A 15,682-nucleotide genomic window follows, 5' to 3' on the forward strand; every position below is an offset into this window, starting at 1 on the left:
CCCTGACGCCGTCCGTGACCGAGGAACCGCGCATGCACCTGCCAGCAACCGGCCGTGGGCCACTGGTCCTGCACGTCACCCAGCCGGTCGACGGCGGAGTGGCCCGGGTGGTGCGCGACCTGGTGCGCGCCCAGCGGGCCGCCGGGCTCCGGGTGGCCGTGGCCTGTCCGGACGGCTCCGGGCTCTCCGACGCGCTCCGGGCGCTCGGCGCGGAGGTGCACGACTGGCCGGCGACCCGCGCGCCGGGGCGTGCGCTGCCCGGAGAGGTACGGCGGCTCCGGCGCGTACTCGCCGGGACGCGGCCGGACCTGGTGCACGCGCACAGCGCCAAGGCGGGGCTCGCGGCCCGGCTCGCGGTGCGCGGGCGGGTGCCGACCGTGTTCCAGCCGCACGCCTGGTCGTTCGAGGCGGTGGACGGGGTGCTGGCGGCGCTGTCGGTGCGCTGGGAGCGCTGGGGCGCCCGCTGGGCCGCGCGGGTGGTGTGCGTCAGCGAGGCGGAGCGCGCGGCGGGCGTATGTGCCGGGGTGCGCGCCTCGTGGAGTGTCGTACCGAACGGGGTGGACACCGAACACCACCGTCCCGCGCCCCACACGGGCGCCCGCGCCGGGCTCGGCCTCCTCACGGACGCGAACGCGGGCGCGGACGCGGACGCCGAGCCGGACGGCCCGCACGGGTCGCCCGAGCCGGACGCCCCCGGCCGCCCCGACGGCCCGCTCGTCGTCTGCGTCGGGCGGTTGTGCCGGCAGAAGGGACAGGACGTGCTGCTGCGCGCCTGGCCCGCGGTGGTCCGACGGGTGCCGGGGGCACGGCTCGTACTGGTCGGCGACGGCCCGGAGGAGGCCCGGCTGCGGGCCTCGGCGCCCGCGTCGGTGCTGTTCGCCGGTGCGGTGGACGAGGTCGTGCCCTGGTACCGCGCGGCCGACGTGGTCGTCCTGCCGTCCCGTTGGGAGGGCATGGCGCTGGCGCCGCTGGAGGCGATGGCGTGCGGACGGCCGGTCGTGCTGACGGAGGTCGCGGGCGCCCGGGAGTGCCTGCCGCCGGGTCAGGAACCGGTGCCCGTCGAACAGCCGGGACCGCTGGCCGACCGGATCGCCGCCCTGCTGCTGGACCCCCCGCTGCGCGCCCGGCTCGGCGAGGAGGCCCGCGCACACGTCGTGGCCACGCACGACGTGCGCCGGACGGCGGAGGCGGTCATGGCGGTCTACCGCGAACTGCTCGCCACGGGACCGACGGCCGGGGCCGCGCGGGCCGTGACGGGCGTACGGGCCGTGCGGGGAGTGGCCGGGCTACGCGTCCTGCGGGGTCGGGGCGCGTCCGTCGGCGGGGCGTGCGCCGCCGTTTGCGCCGTGCACTCCCCGGAGACCGTGCGCCGTCCCAGACGCACCGATCACGCCCCGGGCGGCGGGTCCGCCCCGTGCGCCTCGTGCGCCGTGCGCGCCGCGCACACCACCGGCGCGGAAGCCACCGAGTGCAGGGAGTCCAGCCACACGTGACTGCGGAAAGCACCGTTCCCTCCCCCGGCGGACAGCCGCGGGAGTACGGACACTCGCCCGTCTCGGTCATCCCTCCCCGTGAGGCCGTCGACGGTTACCGGCTGCCCGCCGGCCGCCCGCCCGCCGTACGGCGGCTGCCGGCGCCGCTGCTGCTCGCCGTGGACGCCGGTGCCGCGCTGCTCGCCGCCCTCGTGGTGGACGGGACCCGCGGTCACCCGCTGTTCGCGGGGGCGCTGCTGCTCGGCGTCCTGACGCTGAACGCGCGCGCCGGTCTGCACCGGCCGCCCGCCGTGCCGGTCCTGCTCGACGAACTGCCCGCGGTGTGCGGGCGGATCGCGGTGAGCTGGTGCGCGCTCGCGGCGCTCACCGCGGCGTTCGCTCCGGCGCACGCGTTCTCCGCGCACGCCCTCGTCCTGGGCTGCGCCCTGCAGTCCGGCGCGAGCGGCGCGGGCCGCGGCACCGTGCACTGGCTGCGCCGCCGGACACTGGTCCGCCGTCCGGGCGCCGCGCTGGTGGCGGGCGACGCCGCCACCGCCCAGCGCGTGGCCGCGGCCTTCCTGCGCCACCCGGGCTGCGGGCTGCGCCCCGTCGGTGTGGTCGCCCCGGCGCAGTCCGCGGACGGCGACGACGGGCTCCCGGTGCTGACCACGGGCGAGGAGGTGCGGCGGGCGTTCATCCAGAACGGCGTGCGCGCGATTCTCTTCGTCAGGGGCGCGGGTGAGCGCACGGGCGCGGGCACGCACGCCGGCGCCGACGCCGGTCCCGCCGATCCCCCGCTCGGCACCGAGCACCTGGCGCCGGCCCGTGAACTGGCCGCGGCCGGCTGCGCCCTGTGGGAGGTCGACGCGGCGCCCTGGGCGTACGACGTCCACCCGGCACACGCCGCCCCGTACACCGCACGCGCCCCCTACGCCCGAAGCGCGCGCGACCGCACCGAGCGGCTCGCCGGCTTCGTCTGCCGGCGGCTCGACGCTGCCGGCCGCGGCGACCGGAGCCTCGCCACCGAGGTGAAGCGGGCACTGGACGTCCTGGTCTCCGGCGCCCTGCTGCTGTTCCTCTCCCCGCTGCTGCTGGGCTGCGCCCTCGTGCTGCGGCTGTCCGACGGGCCCGGCGTGGTGTTCCGGCAGGAGCGGATCGGCAAGGACGGCCGGCCGTTCACCCTGCTCAAGCTGCGCACGCACCGGCCGGCCGACGCGCACGAGGCCGCGACGCGCTGGAGCGTGGCGGGCGAGGCGGAGATGAGCCGGTTCTGCCGGTTCCTGCGCCGCTCCTCGCTGGACGAGCTGCTCCAGCTGTGGAACGTCTTCCGGGGCGACATGAGCCTGGTCGGCCCGCGCCCCGAACGTCCGTACTTCGTGCGTACGTTCAGCCAGGACCACCCCGGTTACGCGGCCCGGCACCGGATGCCGGTCGGCATCACGGGGCTCGCCCAGATCAGCGGATTGCGCGGGGACACGTCCATCGAGGACCGGGCCCGCTTCGACAACGCCTACATCGACGACTGGTCGCTGTGGCAGGACGTCTGCATCCTGCTGCGCACGGCGGCCGCGCTGGTCCGTCCGACGGGGAGCTGACCGGTGAGCCACGTCGTCCCGCCGCTTCCCCACCCCGCGGGCCCCTCGGACTCCCGTCCCTCCGCCGCACCACCGCCGTTCACGGGCACGCGGTTCGGCCGCCGGATCGCGGCCGTGGCGCCGGTGCTGCCCGCGGTCGCGGTCGTCGCGCTGCTCGCGCTGCCCGTCGACCCGGGCGGCGGGGGTGGCGCGACGGCGGCGGACGTCGCCTCGGGGGCGCTGGTGGTGTACTGCGCGCTCCGGCTCGTGCGCCGACGGCGGCGCCCGCTGTCGGTCACCGCGGCGGTGGTGCTGGGGCTGCCCGTCGTCGGGTTCGCCGCGGCGGCCCTCGGGGCGCCCTCGCCGGGCGAGGGGCTCGCCGGGTTCGGCCGCTATCTGCAGGTCTTCGTGCTCGTTCCGGCCGCCGTCGTCCTGCTGCTGCGGCACCGTGCCGATCTGCGGCTGCTCGCCTGGTCGCTGGTGGGGCTCGCGCTGTGGCAGGGGGCGCTCGGCGTGCACCAGTACGCCACCGGGACCGGCGCCTCGTACCGGGGCGAGGACATCCGGGCGGTGGGGACCTTCGGGGCGACGGACGTCATGGGGATGGCGGCGGTCGTGTCGTTCGGGGTGGTGTGCGCGGTCGGGCTCGCGCTGGGCGCCGGGGGCGTGCGGCAGCGCGTGTCCGCCCTGGTGTGCGCGCTGGCGCTGCTGGCGCCGCTCGCGCTGTCGTTCAGCCGGGGCGCGTGGATCGCGACCACCGTGGCCTGCGGCGCCCAGTTGCTGCTCGCCGGGGTACGGCGGGCGCTGCGGGTGCTCGCGGTCGTGGTGGCGGCGGGCCTGGTGCTGGTGGGCGGGTTCGGCGTCGGCTCGTCGATGCTGCAGGAACGGCTCAGCAGCATCGGCCAGGTCACGGACGCGCCGGACCAGTCCGTCACCGACCGGTACACGATGTGGGCGGCGGCGGTCGACATGTGGAGCGACCACCCGCTGACCGGCGTCGGCCTCAAGGGCTTCCCCGAACACCGGGACGGCTACGCCTCGTTGGCGCTCTCCTCGGGCAGCGACACGGAGGGGGCGGGCGCCGCGTTCCGCAAGCAGCCGCTGCTGTCGCCGCACAACATGTACCTGCTCGTGCTCGGCGAACAGGGACTGCTCGGCGTGACGACCCTCGTCGGCGGCTGGCTCGCGCTGCTGGTGTGCGGGGTGCGCGGGCTGGTGCGGGTGCGGCGGGGGACGCCGGGCGCGTCCGGCTCCCTCGACTGCGCGCTCGTCGCCTGCGGGCTGCTGATCTGGCAGCTCATCGACTTCGCGTACGGCGACATCGGCGGGCCCTCGACCGCGCTGACCGCCGTCTGCCTCGGCCTGGTGGCCCGCTGGGCGCTGGCCGACCCGGCCTGCGCGGCCGCCCCGCCCGTCCGGCCCCGTACGCACGCCCCGTCGTCCCCGAAGGAGGCCGCGGCACGATGACGGTGACCCCGCCCCACGCAGCCACCGGCGCCGACAGCCGCGAAGGCGCGGACGCCACGGCCGGCGCCGCCGGTGACGCCACCGAAGTCGCGCCCGTCCCCACCGCCCGTGCGGCCGCCGACGCGCAGCCCTCCGGGCTCGGCCCCGCCACCGGACGGTTCCTCGCCAGAGCCGCCCTCGTCACCATCGGCCTGTCGATCGCGGGGGCGGTGCTCGGGCTCGGCCGCGACCAGGCGCTCGCCCGGCTGTTCGGCGCCGGGCCGGAGACGGACGCGTTCCTGGTGGCCTGGACGGTCCCGGAGTTCGCGGCGACGCTGCTGATCGAGGACGGGCTCGCGTTCGTCCTCGTACCGGCGTTCAGCCGCGCGCTGGCGCGCAGGGCGCAAGGGGGCGCGGACGATCCGGTGCGCGCGCTGGTCCGCACGACCCTGCCGCGCCTGGTACCGGCGTTCCTCGCCGTGTCCGCGCTGCTGATCGTCGGGGCGCCGTACCTGGTCGCGGCGCTCGCGCCCGGACTGCCCGACCCCGGGCTCGCGGTGGACTGCACGCGGCTGACGGCGACCTGTGTCCTGAGCTTCGGGCTGGCCGGGTACTGCAGCGCGGCGCTCCGCGCCCACCGGCGGTTCGTGGCACCGGCCGCGATCTACGTCGCCTACAACGCCGCCATCATCGCGGCGATGTTCCTGCTCGGTGCCGACTGGGGCGTGCGGTCGGCAGCGGCCGGGGTGGCGGCCGGCGGCCTGCTCATGGCGGCCGTACAGGTGCCGTCGCTGTGGCGCCGGCTGCGGGCGGGGGAGGCGGGGACGGCGGCCGCCCCGTCCCCCGCGACCGAGACGGCCGAGGCGACCCGTGCGACCGGGACGACCCATGCGACCGGGACGACCCATGCGACCGGGACGACCCATGCGGCCGGGACGACCCATGCGGCCGGGAGGACCCACGGGCCCGACACGGACAAGCCGGCCGACACGGACGACCGGGCCCCCGCCGAACCGGTCGGCCCCCTCCGCTCCTCCGTCGACCTCGCCGCCATCTCCACCGTGCTGATGTTCGCCCTGGCCCGGCAGTCGCAGGTGCTCGTCGAGCGGTTCCTGGGCTCCTCGCTGCCCGCCGGGGCCATCTCGCACCTCAACTACGCGCAGAAGGTCGCCCAGATGCCGATGGTGATCGCGCTGATGCTGTGCACCGTCACCTTCCCGGTGGTGGCGCAGGCGCTGGCCGAGGGTGACACCGAGCGTGCGCGGGGGCGCGTGGAGCGGGACCTCGCGCTGGTGTCGTGCACGGTCCTGGTGGGCGCCGCCGCCGTGGTCGCGTGCGCCCCGCAGATCATCGAACTCCTCTTCCAGCGCGGCGCGTTCACCGCGCGCGACACCGAGGCCACCGCCGCCGTGATGCGGGTGTACGCGCTCGGGCTGCTCGGGCACACGCTGGTGGGCGCGCTGGCCCGCTCGTACTTCTCCGGCGGTCGGCCCACCTGGTACCCGATGTTCGCGATGGCCGCGGGCGTCGCCGTCACCTCCTGGCTCGGCGTGCTGACGGTCGGCTCCTGGGGGGTGTGCGGGATCGCCGCCGCCAACGCGGCCGGGGTCACGCTCAGCGCCGGTGTCCTGCTGTACGGGATGGGCGCGCGCAGCGTGCCGGTCCGGATCCGCGCGGTGCTCACCGAGATCGGCAGGCCGGTGCGGGCGGCGCTGGTGGCCGCCGCGCTGGGCACGTTCTGCGCGAGCCGCGTGGACTCGCCCGTGCTGGGCCTGGCCGTCGGCTCCGTGGTCGTGGCCGTCGTGTTCGTCCTGGTCGCCTGGGCGCTCGGCGCCCAGGCGGTCGCCCCCGCCGTCCGCTCCGTCACCCGCTCCGTCACCCGGAGGCTCGCCCATGTCCGTGCCCGCTGACGCCACGCGCACCGCCGCGCCCGCCACGTCCGCCGTCCGCGCCGTCCACGATCCCCGGACGGCCGCCCCCGCCGTGCCGTGGATCGCCATGTACCACTCGGTGGGCGACTGCTCCGACGACCCGTACCGCGTCACCGTCTCCCCCGGGCGCCTCGACCAGCAGCTCGGCGCGCTGCGCCGCCGGGGTCTGCGCGGGGTGGGCGTGGCCGAGCTGCTGGCCGCCCGCGCGCGCGGCGCGGGCGCGGGGCTCGTGGGGCTCACGTTCGACGACGGGTACGCCGACTTCGTCTCCGCCGCGCTGCCCCTGCTGCGCCGGCACGGCTGCGGCGCCACCCTCTACGTCCTGCCCGGCCGGCTCGGCGGCGACAACGCCTGGGATCCGCTCGGCCCGCGCAAGCCGCTCCTCGACGCGGACGGCATCCGGGAGGCCGCCGCGGCCGACGGCATCGAGATCGGCTCGCACGGGCTCACCCACCTCGACCTCACCCGCGTCGACGACGAGACGCTGCGCGCCGAGGTCGCGGACAGCCGGGCGGTGCTCTCGGAGCTGGTCGGGGCGCATGTGCCGGGCTTCTGCTACCCGTACGGGACGGTCGACCGCCGGGTCGCCGACGCCGTACGGGACGCGGGGTACGTGTACGGGTGCGCCATCGACCCCGGTCCGCTGACCGGGCCGTTCGCGCTGCCGCGGCTGCACGTCGGCGAGCGCGACACGCCGCTGCGGCTGGCGCTCAAGCGCCGGCTGCACCGGTGGCGCCGCCGCCCCGCCGAGGGGGTGTGACCGCGATGCGGGTCCTGCACGTCATCACCGGGCTCGGCGTCGGCGGCGCCGAACAGCAGCTGCGGCTGCTGCTCCGCCATCTGCCGGTGACCTGCGAGGTCGTCACGCTCACCAACCCGGGCCCGGTCGCCGCCGGGCTGGCCGCCGACGGGGTCCGGGTGCACCACCTCGGGATGGCCGGCAACCGCGACCTGTCCGCGCTGCCGCGCCTGGTCCGGCTGGTCCGGCGCGGCGGCTACGACCTCGTCCACACGCACCTGTACCGGGCCTGCCTCTACGGGCGGATCGCCGCGCGGCTGGCCGGCGTCCGGGCGGTCGTCGCCACCGAGCACTCGCTCGGCGACTCGCAGTTGGAGGGCCGTGCGCTGGGCGCCGGGGTGCGCGCGCTGTACCTGGCGGGCGAGCGGCTGGGCCGGACCACGGTCGCCGTCTCCCCCACCGTCGCCGACCGGCTCGAGCGGTGGGGCGTGCCGGCGCCGCGCATCGAGGTCGTGCCGAACGGCATCGACGCGGGTCTCTTCCGCTTCGACGCGGAGCGCCGGGCGCGCGCCCGGCGGGAGCTGGGGCTGCCGGCCCAGGCGTACGTCGTCGGGGGTGTCGGGCGGCTCGCGCCGGGCAAACGGTTCGACGTCCTCGTCGACGCACTCGCGCTGCTGCCCGGTGACGTACGGCTGCTGCTGGTCGGGGCCGGGCCCGAGGAGGGCGCGCTGCGGGCCGCGGCGCGGCGGGCCGGGCTCGCGGGGCGGGTGCTGTTCGCCGGGGAGCGGCCGGTCGTGGCCGACGGCACGCCCGGGCCCGATCTGCCGTCGCTGCTCGCCGCCATGGATGTGTTCGCCTCGCCGTCGCCCGAGGAGGCGTTCGGGCTCGCGCCCGTCGAGGCGCTCGCGGCGGGACTGCCCGTGCGGTACGTGTCCTGCCCGGCGATCGACGATCTGCCGCCGGGCGCGGCGGGGGGCGCGGAGCGCGTCGAGTGCGCCCCGGAGTCCTTCGCACGCGCCATCACCCGCGTCCGCGCCCGGGGTGCGCTCCCGCGCGAACCGGCGGACGCCGCCCACCACTACTGCGTCACGCGCAGCGCCGCCCGCCTGATGGGCGTGTACGCGGCCGCCGTCGCCCGTCCCACACCAGCAGGAGCGAGTTCCCGATGACCGAGAATCCCACCCGAAAGCGCCGCTTCGCAGGCGCGCTGCCGACGCGCGTCAAGGCGCTGCCGCCGTGGACGCTGGTCGCGGCCGGCGTCCTGTGCGGCGGGCTCGCCGGCGGGGCGTACGGGGAGCTGCGGGCCCCTGAGTACAGCGCCTCCAGCTACGTCGTCGCCGTGCCGACCGAGAAGTCGGACCCGGCCTCGGCGACCGGGTTCGCGCAGGCCTACGGGCGGGTCGCCACGCAGCTCGCGGTGCTCGGGGACGCGCAGGTGTGGGCGGGGGTGCCGGTTTCGACGCTGCGGAGCAGCGTGCGGGCGGCCACCTCGCCGGACGCGCCGATGATCTCGGTCACGGCGACGTCCGCGCGGCCCGACCTGGCCGCGGACATCGCCAACGCGGTGGCGCGTTCGCTGACCCGGCACGCGAACGACACGCAGTCCAGTACGCACGTGAAGCTGGTGAACTTCTCCCGCGCGGTCGAGCCGACGGCGCCGTCGTCGCCGTCCGCGCCGCTCACCGGGCTGGTCGGGGCGGGTGCGGGCGGCCTCCTCGGTGGCCTGGCCCTCCTGGTCCGCCCCCGCCGCACCCCCGAGGACCCGCCCCGCCCCGCCTCGGTCCCCAGCCCGGCCCAGGCCGCCGACGTCCACGGCCAACTGTGAACCCCACGGTGCGCACGGGACGATCCCGGCTTCCGGAACGCCCACCGGTGCCGGCACACGGGGGCGGGCCGGAGCCCGGGCCTGGGCTGACGCCTGGGTCCGGTGCCGGTCCGGGCTCTGGGTCCGGGTCCGGGACGGAGCCCGGGTCCTGGACGGAACCCCGGGCGGGGTCCGAGGCCGGAGCCGGGCGAAAGCACGGGACGGAACCCGGGTCCGGGACGAAGCCCCGGGCCGGGTCCGAGCCCGAGGCCGGGTCAGAACGGAAGCCCGGGGCAGGCTCCGAGGCCGGGGCCGGGCGGAAGCCCGGGGCAGGGTCCGAGGCCGGATCGGAGCCCGGTCCCGAGGCCGCGTCCGAAGCCGAGGTCGGCCCGTCGGCCGCCGAAGCCGGCCCGCAGGCCGCCACGACCGCCGTCGAGGCGGGCCCGTCGGCCGCAGAGGCCACCGCCGAAGCCGGCCCGCCGGCCACCGCGACCGCCGTCGAAGCGGGCCCGTCGGCCGCCGAAGCCACCGCCGAAGGCGGCCCGCCGGCCACCGCGACCGTCGGTGAGGCGGGCCCGTCGGCCGCCGCGGCCACCGCCGAGGTCGGCCCACCGACCGCCACCGTCGCCGGCGGGGCCGGTTCGTCGGCCGGGTCCTCGGACCGCCGGGCCCCCGCGCGAACCGGCCGGAGCCGGCTCGTCGTCGAGGTCGTGCGGGACGCTCGCGCGTTCGCCGCGCTCGCGCCCGCGTGGGGGCGGCTGCACCGACGGTGCGAGAGTGCGACGCCGTTCCAGAGTCACGCCTGGGCGTACTCCTGGTGGCTGTCGTACGGGCGCCGCGGCCGGCTGCGGCTCGTCGTCGTGCGGGACGGCGCCGAGTTGCGCGCCGTCGCCCCGCTGACGCGGGTGCGCGGGCCCGTGCCCGCCCTCGTGCCGCTCGGCGGCGCGCTCTCGGACTACGCCGACGTCCTGCTCGACGACGCGTACGCCGGCCCCGCCGCCGCCGCGCTCGCCGAGGGCCTGGCCGCCGCCGCCCGCACCGCGGTGATCGACTTCCGCGAGGTGCGGCCCGGCGGCGCCGTCGAACAGGTCTACGACCTCTGGCGCGGCCCCCGCCGGCGCCTGGAGGACTCACTCTGTCTGGAGCTGCCCGCCGCCCCGATGGCCGAGCTGGTCGCCCGCCTCCCCTCCGGCAAGGCGCAGCGTGTGCGCGCCAAGCTCCGCAAGCTGGACGCCCTCGGCGTGCGGCGTACGGTCGTACCGCCGGACGGGGTCGAGACGGCGCTGCACCGGCTGCTGGAGCTGCACCGGTTGCAGTGGCGCGGCCGGAAGGTGACGGCGGAGCACCTCACGGACCGGTTCGCCGCGCACCTGGTGCGGGCGGTCGGGCCGATGGTGCGCGACGGGGACGCGGTGGTGACCGAGTTCCGACTCGACGGCGACGTGGCCGCCGTCGACCTCACGCTGCTGTCCCGGCGCCTGGCCGGCGGCTACCTCTACGGCGCCCATCCCCGGCTGCGCGAGCGCAAGGCGGACGTCGCGGTGATGCTCCTCGACGCGTGCAGCCGTCATACGGGACCGGAGGACGGCCGCACGACGCTGAGCCTGCTGCGCGGCGACGAGCCGTACAAGCACCACTGGCGCCCCGTCCCGGTCGCCAACCAGCGGCTGCTGCTGGCCCGCCGACGCACCGCGCCGCTGATCGGCGCGGTCCTCTGCGACGTCGCCGCGCGCCGGCGCGGCAAGGAGCTGCTGCGGCGCCGGCGCGAGCGCGGGGGCGGGGACGGGGGCGGCGGTGGCTGACCGCACCACGGCCTGCGCTCCCGCGCACGCCCCCGCCCGCGCGCCCACGCGCTCCGGTCGCTCAGCGGCTGCGCGACCACCAGTCGAACTTCACGCAGAGCTTGCCGCCGAGCCAGTACTCCACCCAGTCCCCGAGGTTGATCGGCGAACAGCCCGCCGGATGACCCGGGGCCGGGGTCGGCGTCGGAGTCGGCACGGGAGAGGAAGTTGCCGGCGTCGGGGTGACGTGCGGCAGGTGCGAGAGCAGCGAGCGGTAGACCTCGGACGCCTTGGGGTTGTCGTCGCAACTCCACACGCCGTGCGGGCAGTAGTCGGTGAGCGTGTTGTACGCGGGCTTGTGCTGGGCCATCCAGTCCAGCATGCCCCGCATGTATTCCGGATTGTCGCCGTTGCGGAACAGTCCCCATTCCGGATACGACACCGGTTTGTGGTGCGCCTTCGCGAAATCGACCTGCGCCTGCAGTCCGTACGGCTCCTTCACCTGTTCCTCGAATGACAGGCCGCGCGGCTGGTCGTACGCGTCCATGCCGAGGATGTCGACGGTGTCGTCCCCGGGATAGCACTCCGTCCAGGGGACGGCGTCGCGGCCCCGGCTCGGCGCGAAGTCGAACCGGAAATCCTGTCCCGGCACCGCGCGCATGGCCGTCACAATTCTGTTCCAGTACTTCTTCCAGTTCTCCGGGTCGGGCCCGCAGCGATGGGTGTATGTAGTGCCGTTCATTTCCCAGCCGAGCACGATCACGGTGTCCGGCACCTTCGAGTCGACCAGGCGTTCGGCGAGCGCGGTGAAGTGCCGGTCGAACTCGCCGGCCGCGCCACGGCGCAGCAGCGCCCGCACCTCGTCGTCGGAGACGTGCGCCTCGTTGCGCTCCATCATCGGCACGTTGAGGACGAGCATCCGGTCGGCCTGCTGCCGTCGCCAGTGCGCCCACACGTCGAGGAAGCCCGGCGGGCCCTCGATGTTGCTCCAGCGGTCGCCGGGCAGGTACGTGTGACCGACGCGGAGTTCGGTGCCGCCGAGCCATTTGCTGAGCTCGGCCATGCGGGCCACGCCGCGGGGGCCGTAGTCGAGGTAGGCGCCGAAGGCGGGCCACCGGGCGGCGTCTTCGGTGGCGGCGCCGTCGGTGCCGCCGGGGGTCGGGGCGCCCGGCGAGGGGGTGACCGCGGGCGGCCGCGGTGCCGGGGCGGCGGCGGGCGCGGGCACGGCGGCAGGTGGCGTGGCGGACGCGGCGGGCCGCGGGGTCGCCACGGGGGGCGGTGGGTCGGCGGCGTGGCAGGGCACCGCGGCGAGGGTGACCGACGCGACCACCGCCGCGGCGAGCATCACCGGCCGTCGGGACCCGGGCCGGAACCGGGACCGTTTCCGCTGTCCCCCCGTGCACGCCCGTCCTTGCCGCTGTGCACCCATGCATGCTCCTGTTTCCGCTTCGTCGTTCCTGGTTCTGGCCGCGCCAATGGCTCTGGCTTTGGACCTGCTTCTGGTGCCGGTTCTGGTTCCGTCCGTGTGCTTCCCGGGCTCCTTCGGTTCCCATTCGGCGGATTTCGCTTACTGACACTCAGTCATATGAATACCCGTCGCACCAACATCGGTTCCGGCCTTCGGGTGGCGTTGTCGCTCGCACGGGTGAAACCGGTTCGAAAGAAGCCCGCGCGACGCGTTGAGAGAACCACCGAGGATTCCACCGAGGAATTCCGCCGTCGCCGCCCTCCTCCCTCCCGAACCCGAAGGAAAGTCATCGTGCCGCTGCTCGACACCCGGGTCCCCGCCGTTCTGCTGCGGATCGACCGGAACCCCTTCCACCACGGGACGCTGGGCGCGGTGCGCTCGCTGGGCCGGGCGGGGGTGGAGGTGCACCTGGTCGCCGACTGCGCCGCCAGTCCCGTACGCGGCTCACGGTTCGTCCGGCGGCTGCATCCGCCGCCGGCGCCGGGCGCCCGTCCCGACGACATCGCCGCCGTACTGGGGCGGGTCGCCGGGCGGGTCGGCAGACCCGCCGTGCTGGTCGCGATGGACGACGCGGGCGCGGTCGCGGTGAGCCGGCTGCGGGAGCGGCTCACGCCCGGCTTCCTGCTGCCCGCCGGGTCCGGCACGCTCGCCGAACAGGTGGCGGACAAGGCGGAGTTGGCCGAGGTGTGCGCCCGGGTGGGCGTGCCGCACCCGGTGACGCTCGTCCCGGAGAGCGCGGCGGAGGCCGTCTCCGGCGTGCGGCGGCTGGGGCTGCCGGTGGTGGCGAAGTGGAGCCGGCCCTGGCTGCTGCCGGGCGGGCGCGGGCTGCGCAGCACGGTGGTGCTGCGTTCGGCGCGGGAGGCCAGGGAGCTGTACGCGCGCTCGGCCGAGGCGGGCAGCCGGCTGCTGCTCCAGGCGTTCCTGCCGCCGGGGCCCGACCGCGACTGGTTCTTCCACGGCTACGCCGACCGGACCGGGGCGCTGCGCGCGGGCGGGCCCGGCCGCAAGCACCGTTCCTGGCCGCGCGGTGCGGGGCTGACCGCGGCTGGGGAGTGGGCGGTCAACCCGCGGGTGACGGAGCTGGCGGAGCGGCTGGTCGGGGAGCTGGGCTACCGCGGCATCCTGGACCTGGACTTCCGCCGGGACGCCGGCACGGGCGGCTACCACCTGCTCGACTTCAACCCGCGTCCCGGGGCCCAGTTCCGGCTGTTCACGGACGCCACGGGGCTGGACGTCGTCCGCGCGCAGCACCTGGACCTGACGGGCCGTGCGCTCCCGGCGCCGGCGCCCCGCCCCGGGCGGGCCTTCGTGGTGGAGAACTACGCCCCGCTGACCGCTCTGCGGCGCCCGCCCCAGGGCCGCGAGCTGGCCTGGCACGCGCCGGACGATCCCGGTCCGGGTCTCGCGATGTGGGCGCTGTGGTCCCGCCATGTGGCGGGCCGGGTCGCGCAGCGCGTCGCGCCCCGCGCACTGGACGCCGCCCGCACCGCCGCGAGGCCCTGGTGTGCGGCCCGCCGCAGCTCCCGGGGCCCCGCGACCCCCACCGCGCTTCGCCACCCCGGCGACCCGACGGACCCCGCGGACCCGGCGCCCACCGGGCCCAAGGCCACGCGGGTCGCCCCCGCGGCCCCCGGCACGACGGCTCAGGCGGTCGGGTCCGCCGGTCTCCTGCGAGCGCCGGCCGCGTCCTCGACGTCGGACGGCGCGCGCACTCGCCCCCTCGGCGCCGCACGGCCGCGGCCCTACCTGCCCTCCCCCGCCTCCCCGACCGACGACGAGAAAGCGAGCAGTTGCTGATGTACGACCTGCTGGTGGTGGGCTCCGGCCCCTACGGCCTGTCCATCGCGGCCCATGCCGCGGCCGCCGGGCTCTCCCTGCGTGTGCAGGGCCGCCCGATGGCCTCCTGGCGGGACCACATGCCGACCGGGATGTTCCTGAAGTCGGAACCGTGGGCCTCCAACCTCTCCGACCCTGAGGGGCGCTGGCGGCTGGACCGGTACTGCGCGGGGCAGGGCGTCGAGGCACGGCACGGGGAACCGATCCCGGTCGGCACGTTCGCCTCGTACGGGCTGTGGTTCGCCCGCAACGCGCTGCCCTGCGAGGTCGACGAGCGTGCGGTGACCCGGCTCCGCGCCCGCCCCGGTGGCTTCGAGGCGGCGCTGGCGGACGGGGAGGTGGTGTACGCGCGTACGGTCGCCCTGGCCGTGGGCGTACTGCCGTTCGTACGGTTCCCGGAGGCGTTGCACGGCTTCGACCCGGCGCTCGTCACGCACAGCAGCCACCACGCCGAGCTGAGCCGGTTCCTGGACCGGGACGTCACGGTGGTGGGCGGCGGGCAGGCGGCCCTGGAGACGGCGGCGCTGCTGGCCGAGCAGGGCACCCGGGTCCGGGTGCTGGCCCGCGCGGACCGGCTGCGCTGGAACGACGTGCCGCCGCCGCTGGAGCGGTCGTGGTGGCGGTCGGCGCGCTCGCCGCACAGCGGCCTCGGCCCCGGCTGGCGCAACTGGTTCTACGCGGAGCGGCCGGGACTGTACCGGCGGCTGCCCGGGGGCGTGCGCGCCCGGGTCGCGGCGACCGCGCTGGGTCCGGCCGGGGCGTGGTGGGTGCGGGAGCGGGTGGAGCGGGCGGTGGAGCTGCGGCTCGACCAGGAGATCGTCAAGGCGAAGGAGGTGGCCGGGGCCGTCCATCTGGACACGGTGACCCGGTCAGGGGTGCCGGGCGTCCTGCGCACCGAACACGTCATCGCCGCCACGGGGTTCACCGCGGCGGCGGGGCGTCTGGAGCTGCTGGAGGAGGACGTACGGTCCCGGCTGGCACCCGGCGCGCTGGAGGCGCCGGCCGTCGGACCACTGTTCGAGTCGGCGGTGCCGGGGCTGTTCCTGGCGGGTCTGATGACGGCGCCCGCGTTCGGCCCCGCGATGCGGTTCGTCCAGGGCGCGGACTACACCGCACGCACGCTGGTGCGCGGGGTACGGCAGCGTCTGCGCGGGCCGGCCGTCCGGACAGCGGTCGCGCACGGCCGGCGTACGGCGACGGTGCCGGCCCCGGCCGCTCCTGCCCGTCCGGTCCCCGAAGCCACGGGCACGGGCGAGTAGCCCGCCCCGGGCTCCACGGACGGCCACCGGGCTTCCGCCCCGTCCGGGGCGGGTGGAGCGGAGGCGCGAAGGCGTGTCCATCGGGCCATGCGCCCGGCCGACGCGGCCTACGGCGCCTGCGGCCCGGCGGCGGTGGACGCGAAAGCGCCACGGCGCACGCGCCCGGCGGGCAGGGCAAGCACCACGACCGCCCGCGTCCGGTGGACGCGGGCGGTCGCGCGTCGGCGGCCGTGGGTCGGAGCGTGCGGCGCGGACGTGTCCGACCCCGGATCGCAGCGCCCCGCGCGCACCGCTCGCCCCGCAGGCCCGGCCCGCCCCGCGGGCACGGCCGGCCCACGGACACCGCTCACCCCGCAGCCGCCGTACCCGCCG

General features: G+C 77.0%; 11 protein-coding genes. 10 read left to right on the forward strand and 1 reads right to left on the reverse strand.

The window, feature by feature from the left end:
* Positions 1 to 32: 32 nt before the first annotated feature.
* The 8 genes from OIE12_RS11405 to OIE12_RS11440 all read left to right on the forward strand — a co-directional run bounded on the left by OIE12_RS11405 (position 33) and on the right by OIE12_RS11440 (position 10,768).
* Positions 33 to 1,493 carry a glycosyltransferase gene (locus OIE12_RS11405; RefSeq protein WP_329134373.1) on the forward strand — a complete coding sequence of 487 codons (1,461 nt, stop codon included), beginning with the start codon at positions 33 to 35 and terminating at the stop codon, positions 1,491 to 1,493.
* Positions 1,490 to 3,067 (forward strand): sugar transferase, encoded by a 1,578-nt coding sequence (locus OIE12_RS11410; protein ID WP_329134375.1) that lies wholly within the window; start codon positions 1,490 to 1,492, stop codon positions 3,065 to 3,067. The genes OIE12_RS11405 and OIE12_RS11410 overlap by 4 nt, the downstream gene beginning before the upstream one ends.
* A gap of 105 nt (positions 3,068 to 3,172) precedes the next feature.
* Complete coding sequence (locus tag OIE12_RS11415; protein WP_329141858.1) at positions 3,173 to 4,513, forward strand: O-antigen ligase family protein; 1,341 nt, start codon at positions 3,173 to 3,175, stop codon at positions 4,511 to 4,513.
* Entirely contained in the window at positions 4,510 to 6,402 is a 1,893-nt protein-coding gene (locus OIE12_RS11420; RefSeq protein WP_329134377.1) for a lipid II flippase MurJ, read from the forward strand. The genes OIE12_RS11415 and OIE12_RS11420 overlap by 4 nt, the downstream gene beginning before the upstream one ends.
* On the forward strand, positions 6,386 to 7,183 hold the full coding sequence (locus tag OIE12_RS11425) for a polysaccharide deacetylase family protein (RefSeq protein ID WP_443053797.1): 798 nt from the start codon (positions 6,386 to 6,388) through the stop codon (positions 7,181 to 7,183). The genes OIE12_RS11420 and OIE12_RS11425 overlap by 17 nt, the downstream gene beginning before the upstream one ends.
* Positions 7,184 to 7,188: 5 nt before the next feature.
* The gene (locus tag OIE12_RS11430; RefSeq protein WP_329141862.1) at positions 7,189 to 8,331 is read left to right on the forward strand and encodes a glycosyltransferase; all 1,143 of its coding nucleotides are present in this window, start codon (positions 7,189 to 7,191) and stop codon (positions 8,329 to 8,331) included.
* Positions 8,328 to 8,987 (forward strand): lipopolysaccharide biosynthesis protein, encoded by a 660-nt coding sequence (locus tag OIE12_RS11435; RefSeq protein WP_329134379.1) that lies wholly within the window; start codon positions 8,328 to 8,330, stop codon positions 8,985 to 8,987. Before OIE12_RS11430 ends, OIE12_RS11435 begins: the two co-directional genes overlap by 4 nt.
* Positions 8,988 to 9,676: 689 nt before the next feature.
* Positions 9,677 to 10,768, forward strand: a complete 1,092-nt coding sequence (locus tag OIE12_RS11440; protein ID WP_329134381.1) for a GNAT family N-acetyltransferase — start codon at positions 9,677 to 9,679, stop codon at positions 10,766 to 10,768.
* Positions 10,769 to 10,829: 61 nt separating this feature from the next.
* On the opposite strand, the gene OIE12_RS11445 is transcribed toward OIE12_RS11440, so the two are convergent.
* Positions 10,830 to 12,092 carry a glycoside hydrolase family 26 protein gene (locus OIE12_RS11445; protein ID WP_329141864.1) on the reverse strand — a complete coding sequence of 421 codons (1,263 nt, stop codon included), beginning with the start codon at positions 12,090 to 12,092 and terminating at the stop codon, positions 10,830 to 10,832.
* Between the two features lie 414 nt (positions 12,093 to 12,506).
* Between OIE12_RS11445 and OIE12_RS11450 the strand changes: the two genes are divergently transcribed.
* Entirely contained in the window at positions 12,507 to 14,012 is a 1,506-nt protein-coding gene (locus tag OIE12_RS11450) for a carboxylate--amine ligase (protein WP_329134383.1), read from the forward strand.
* Complete coding sequence (locus tag OIE12_RS11455; RefSeq protein WP_329134385.1) at positions 14,012 to 15,310, forward strand: NAD(P)-binding domain-containing protein; 1,299 nt, start codon at positions 14,012 to 14,014, stop codon at positions 15,308 to 15,310. Before OIE12_RS11450 ends, OIE12_RS11455 begins: the two co-directional genes overlap by 1 nt.
* The last annotated feature ends 372 nt before the right edge of the window (positions 15,311 to 15,682 follow it).

This window comes from Streptomyces sp. NBC_00670 (assembly GCF_036226765.1).
In the GTDB taxonomy this organism is placed as follows: domain Bacteria; phylum Actinomycetota; class Actinomycetes; order Streptomycetales; family Streptomycetaceae; genus Streptomyces.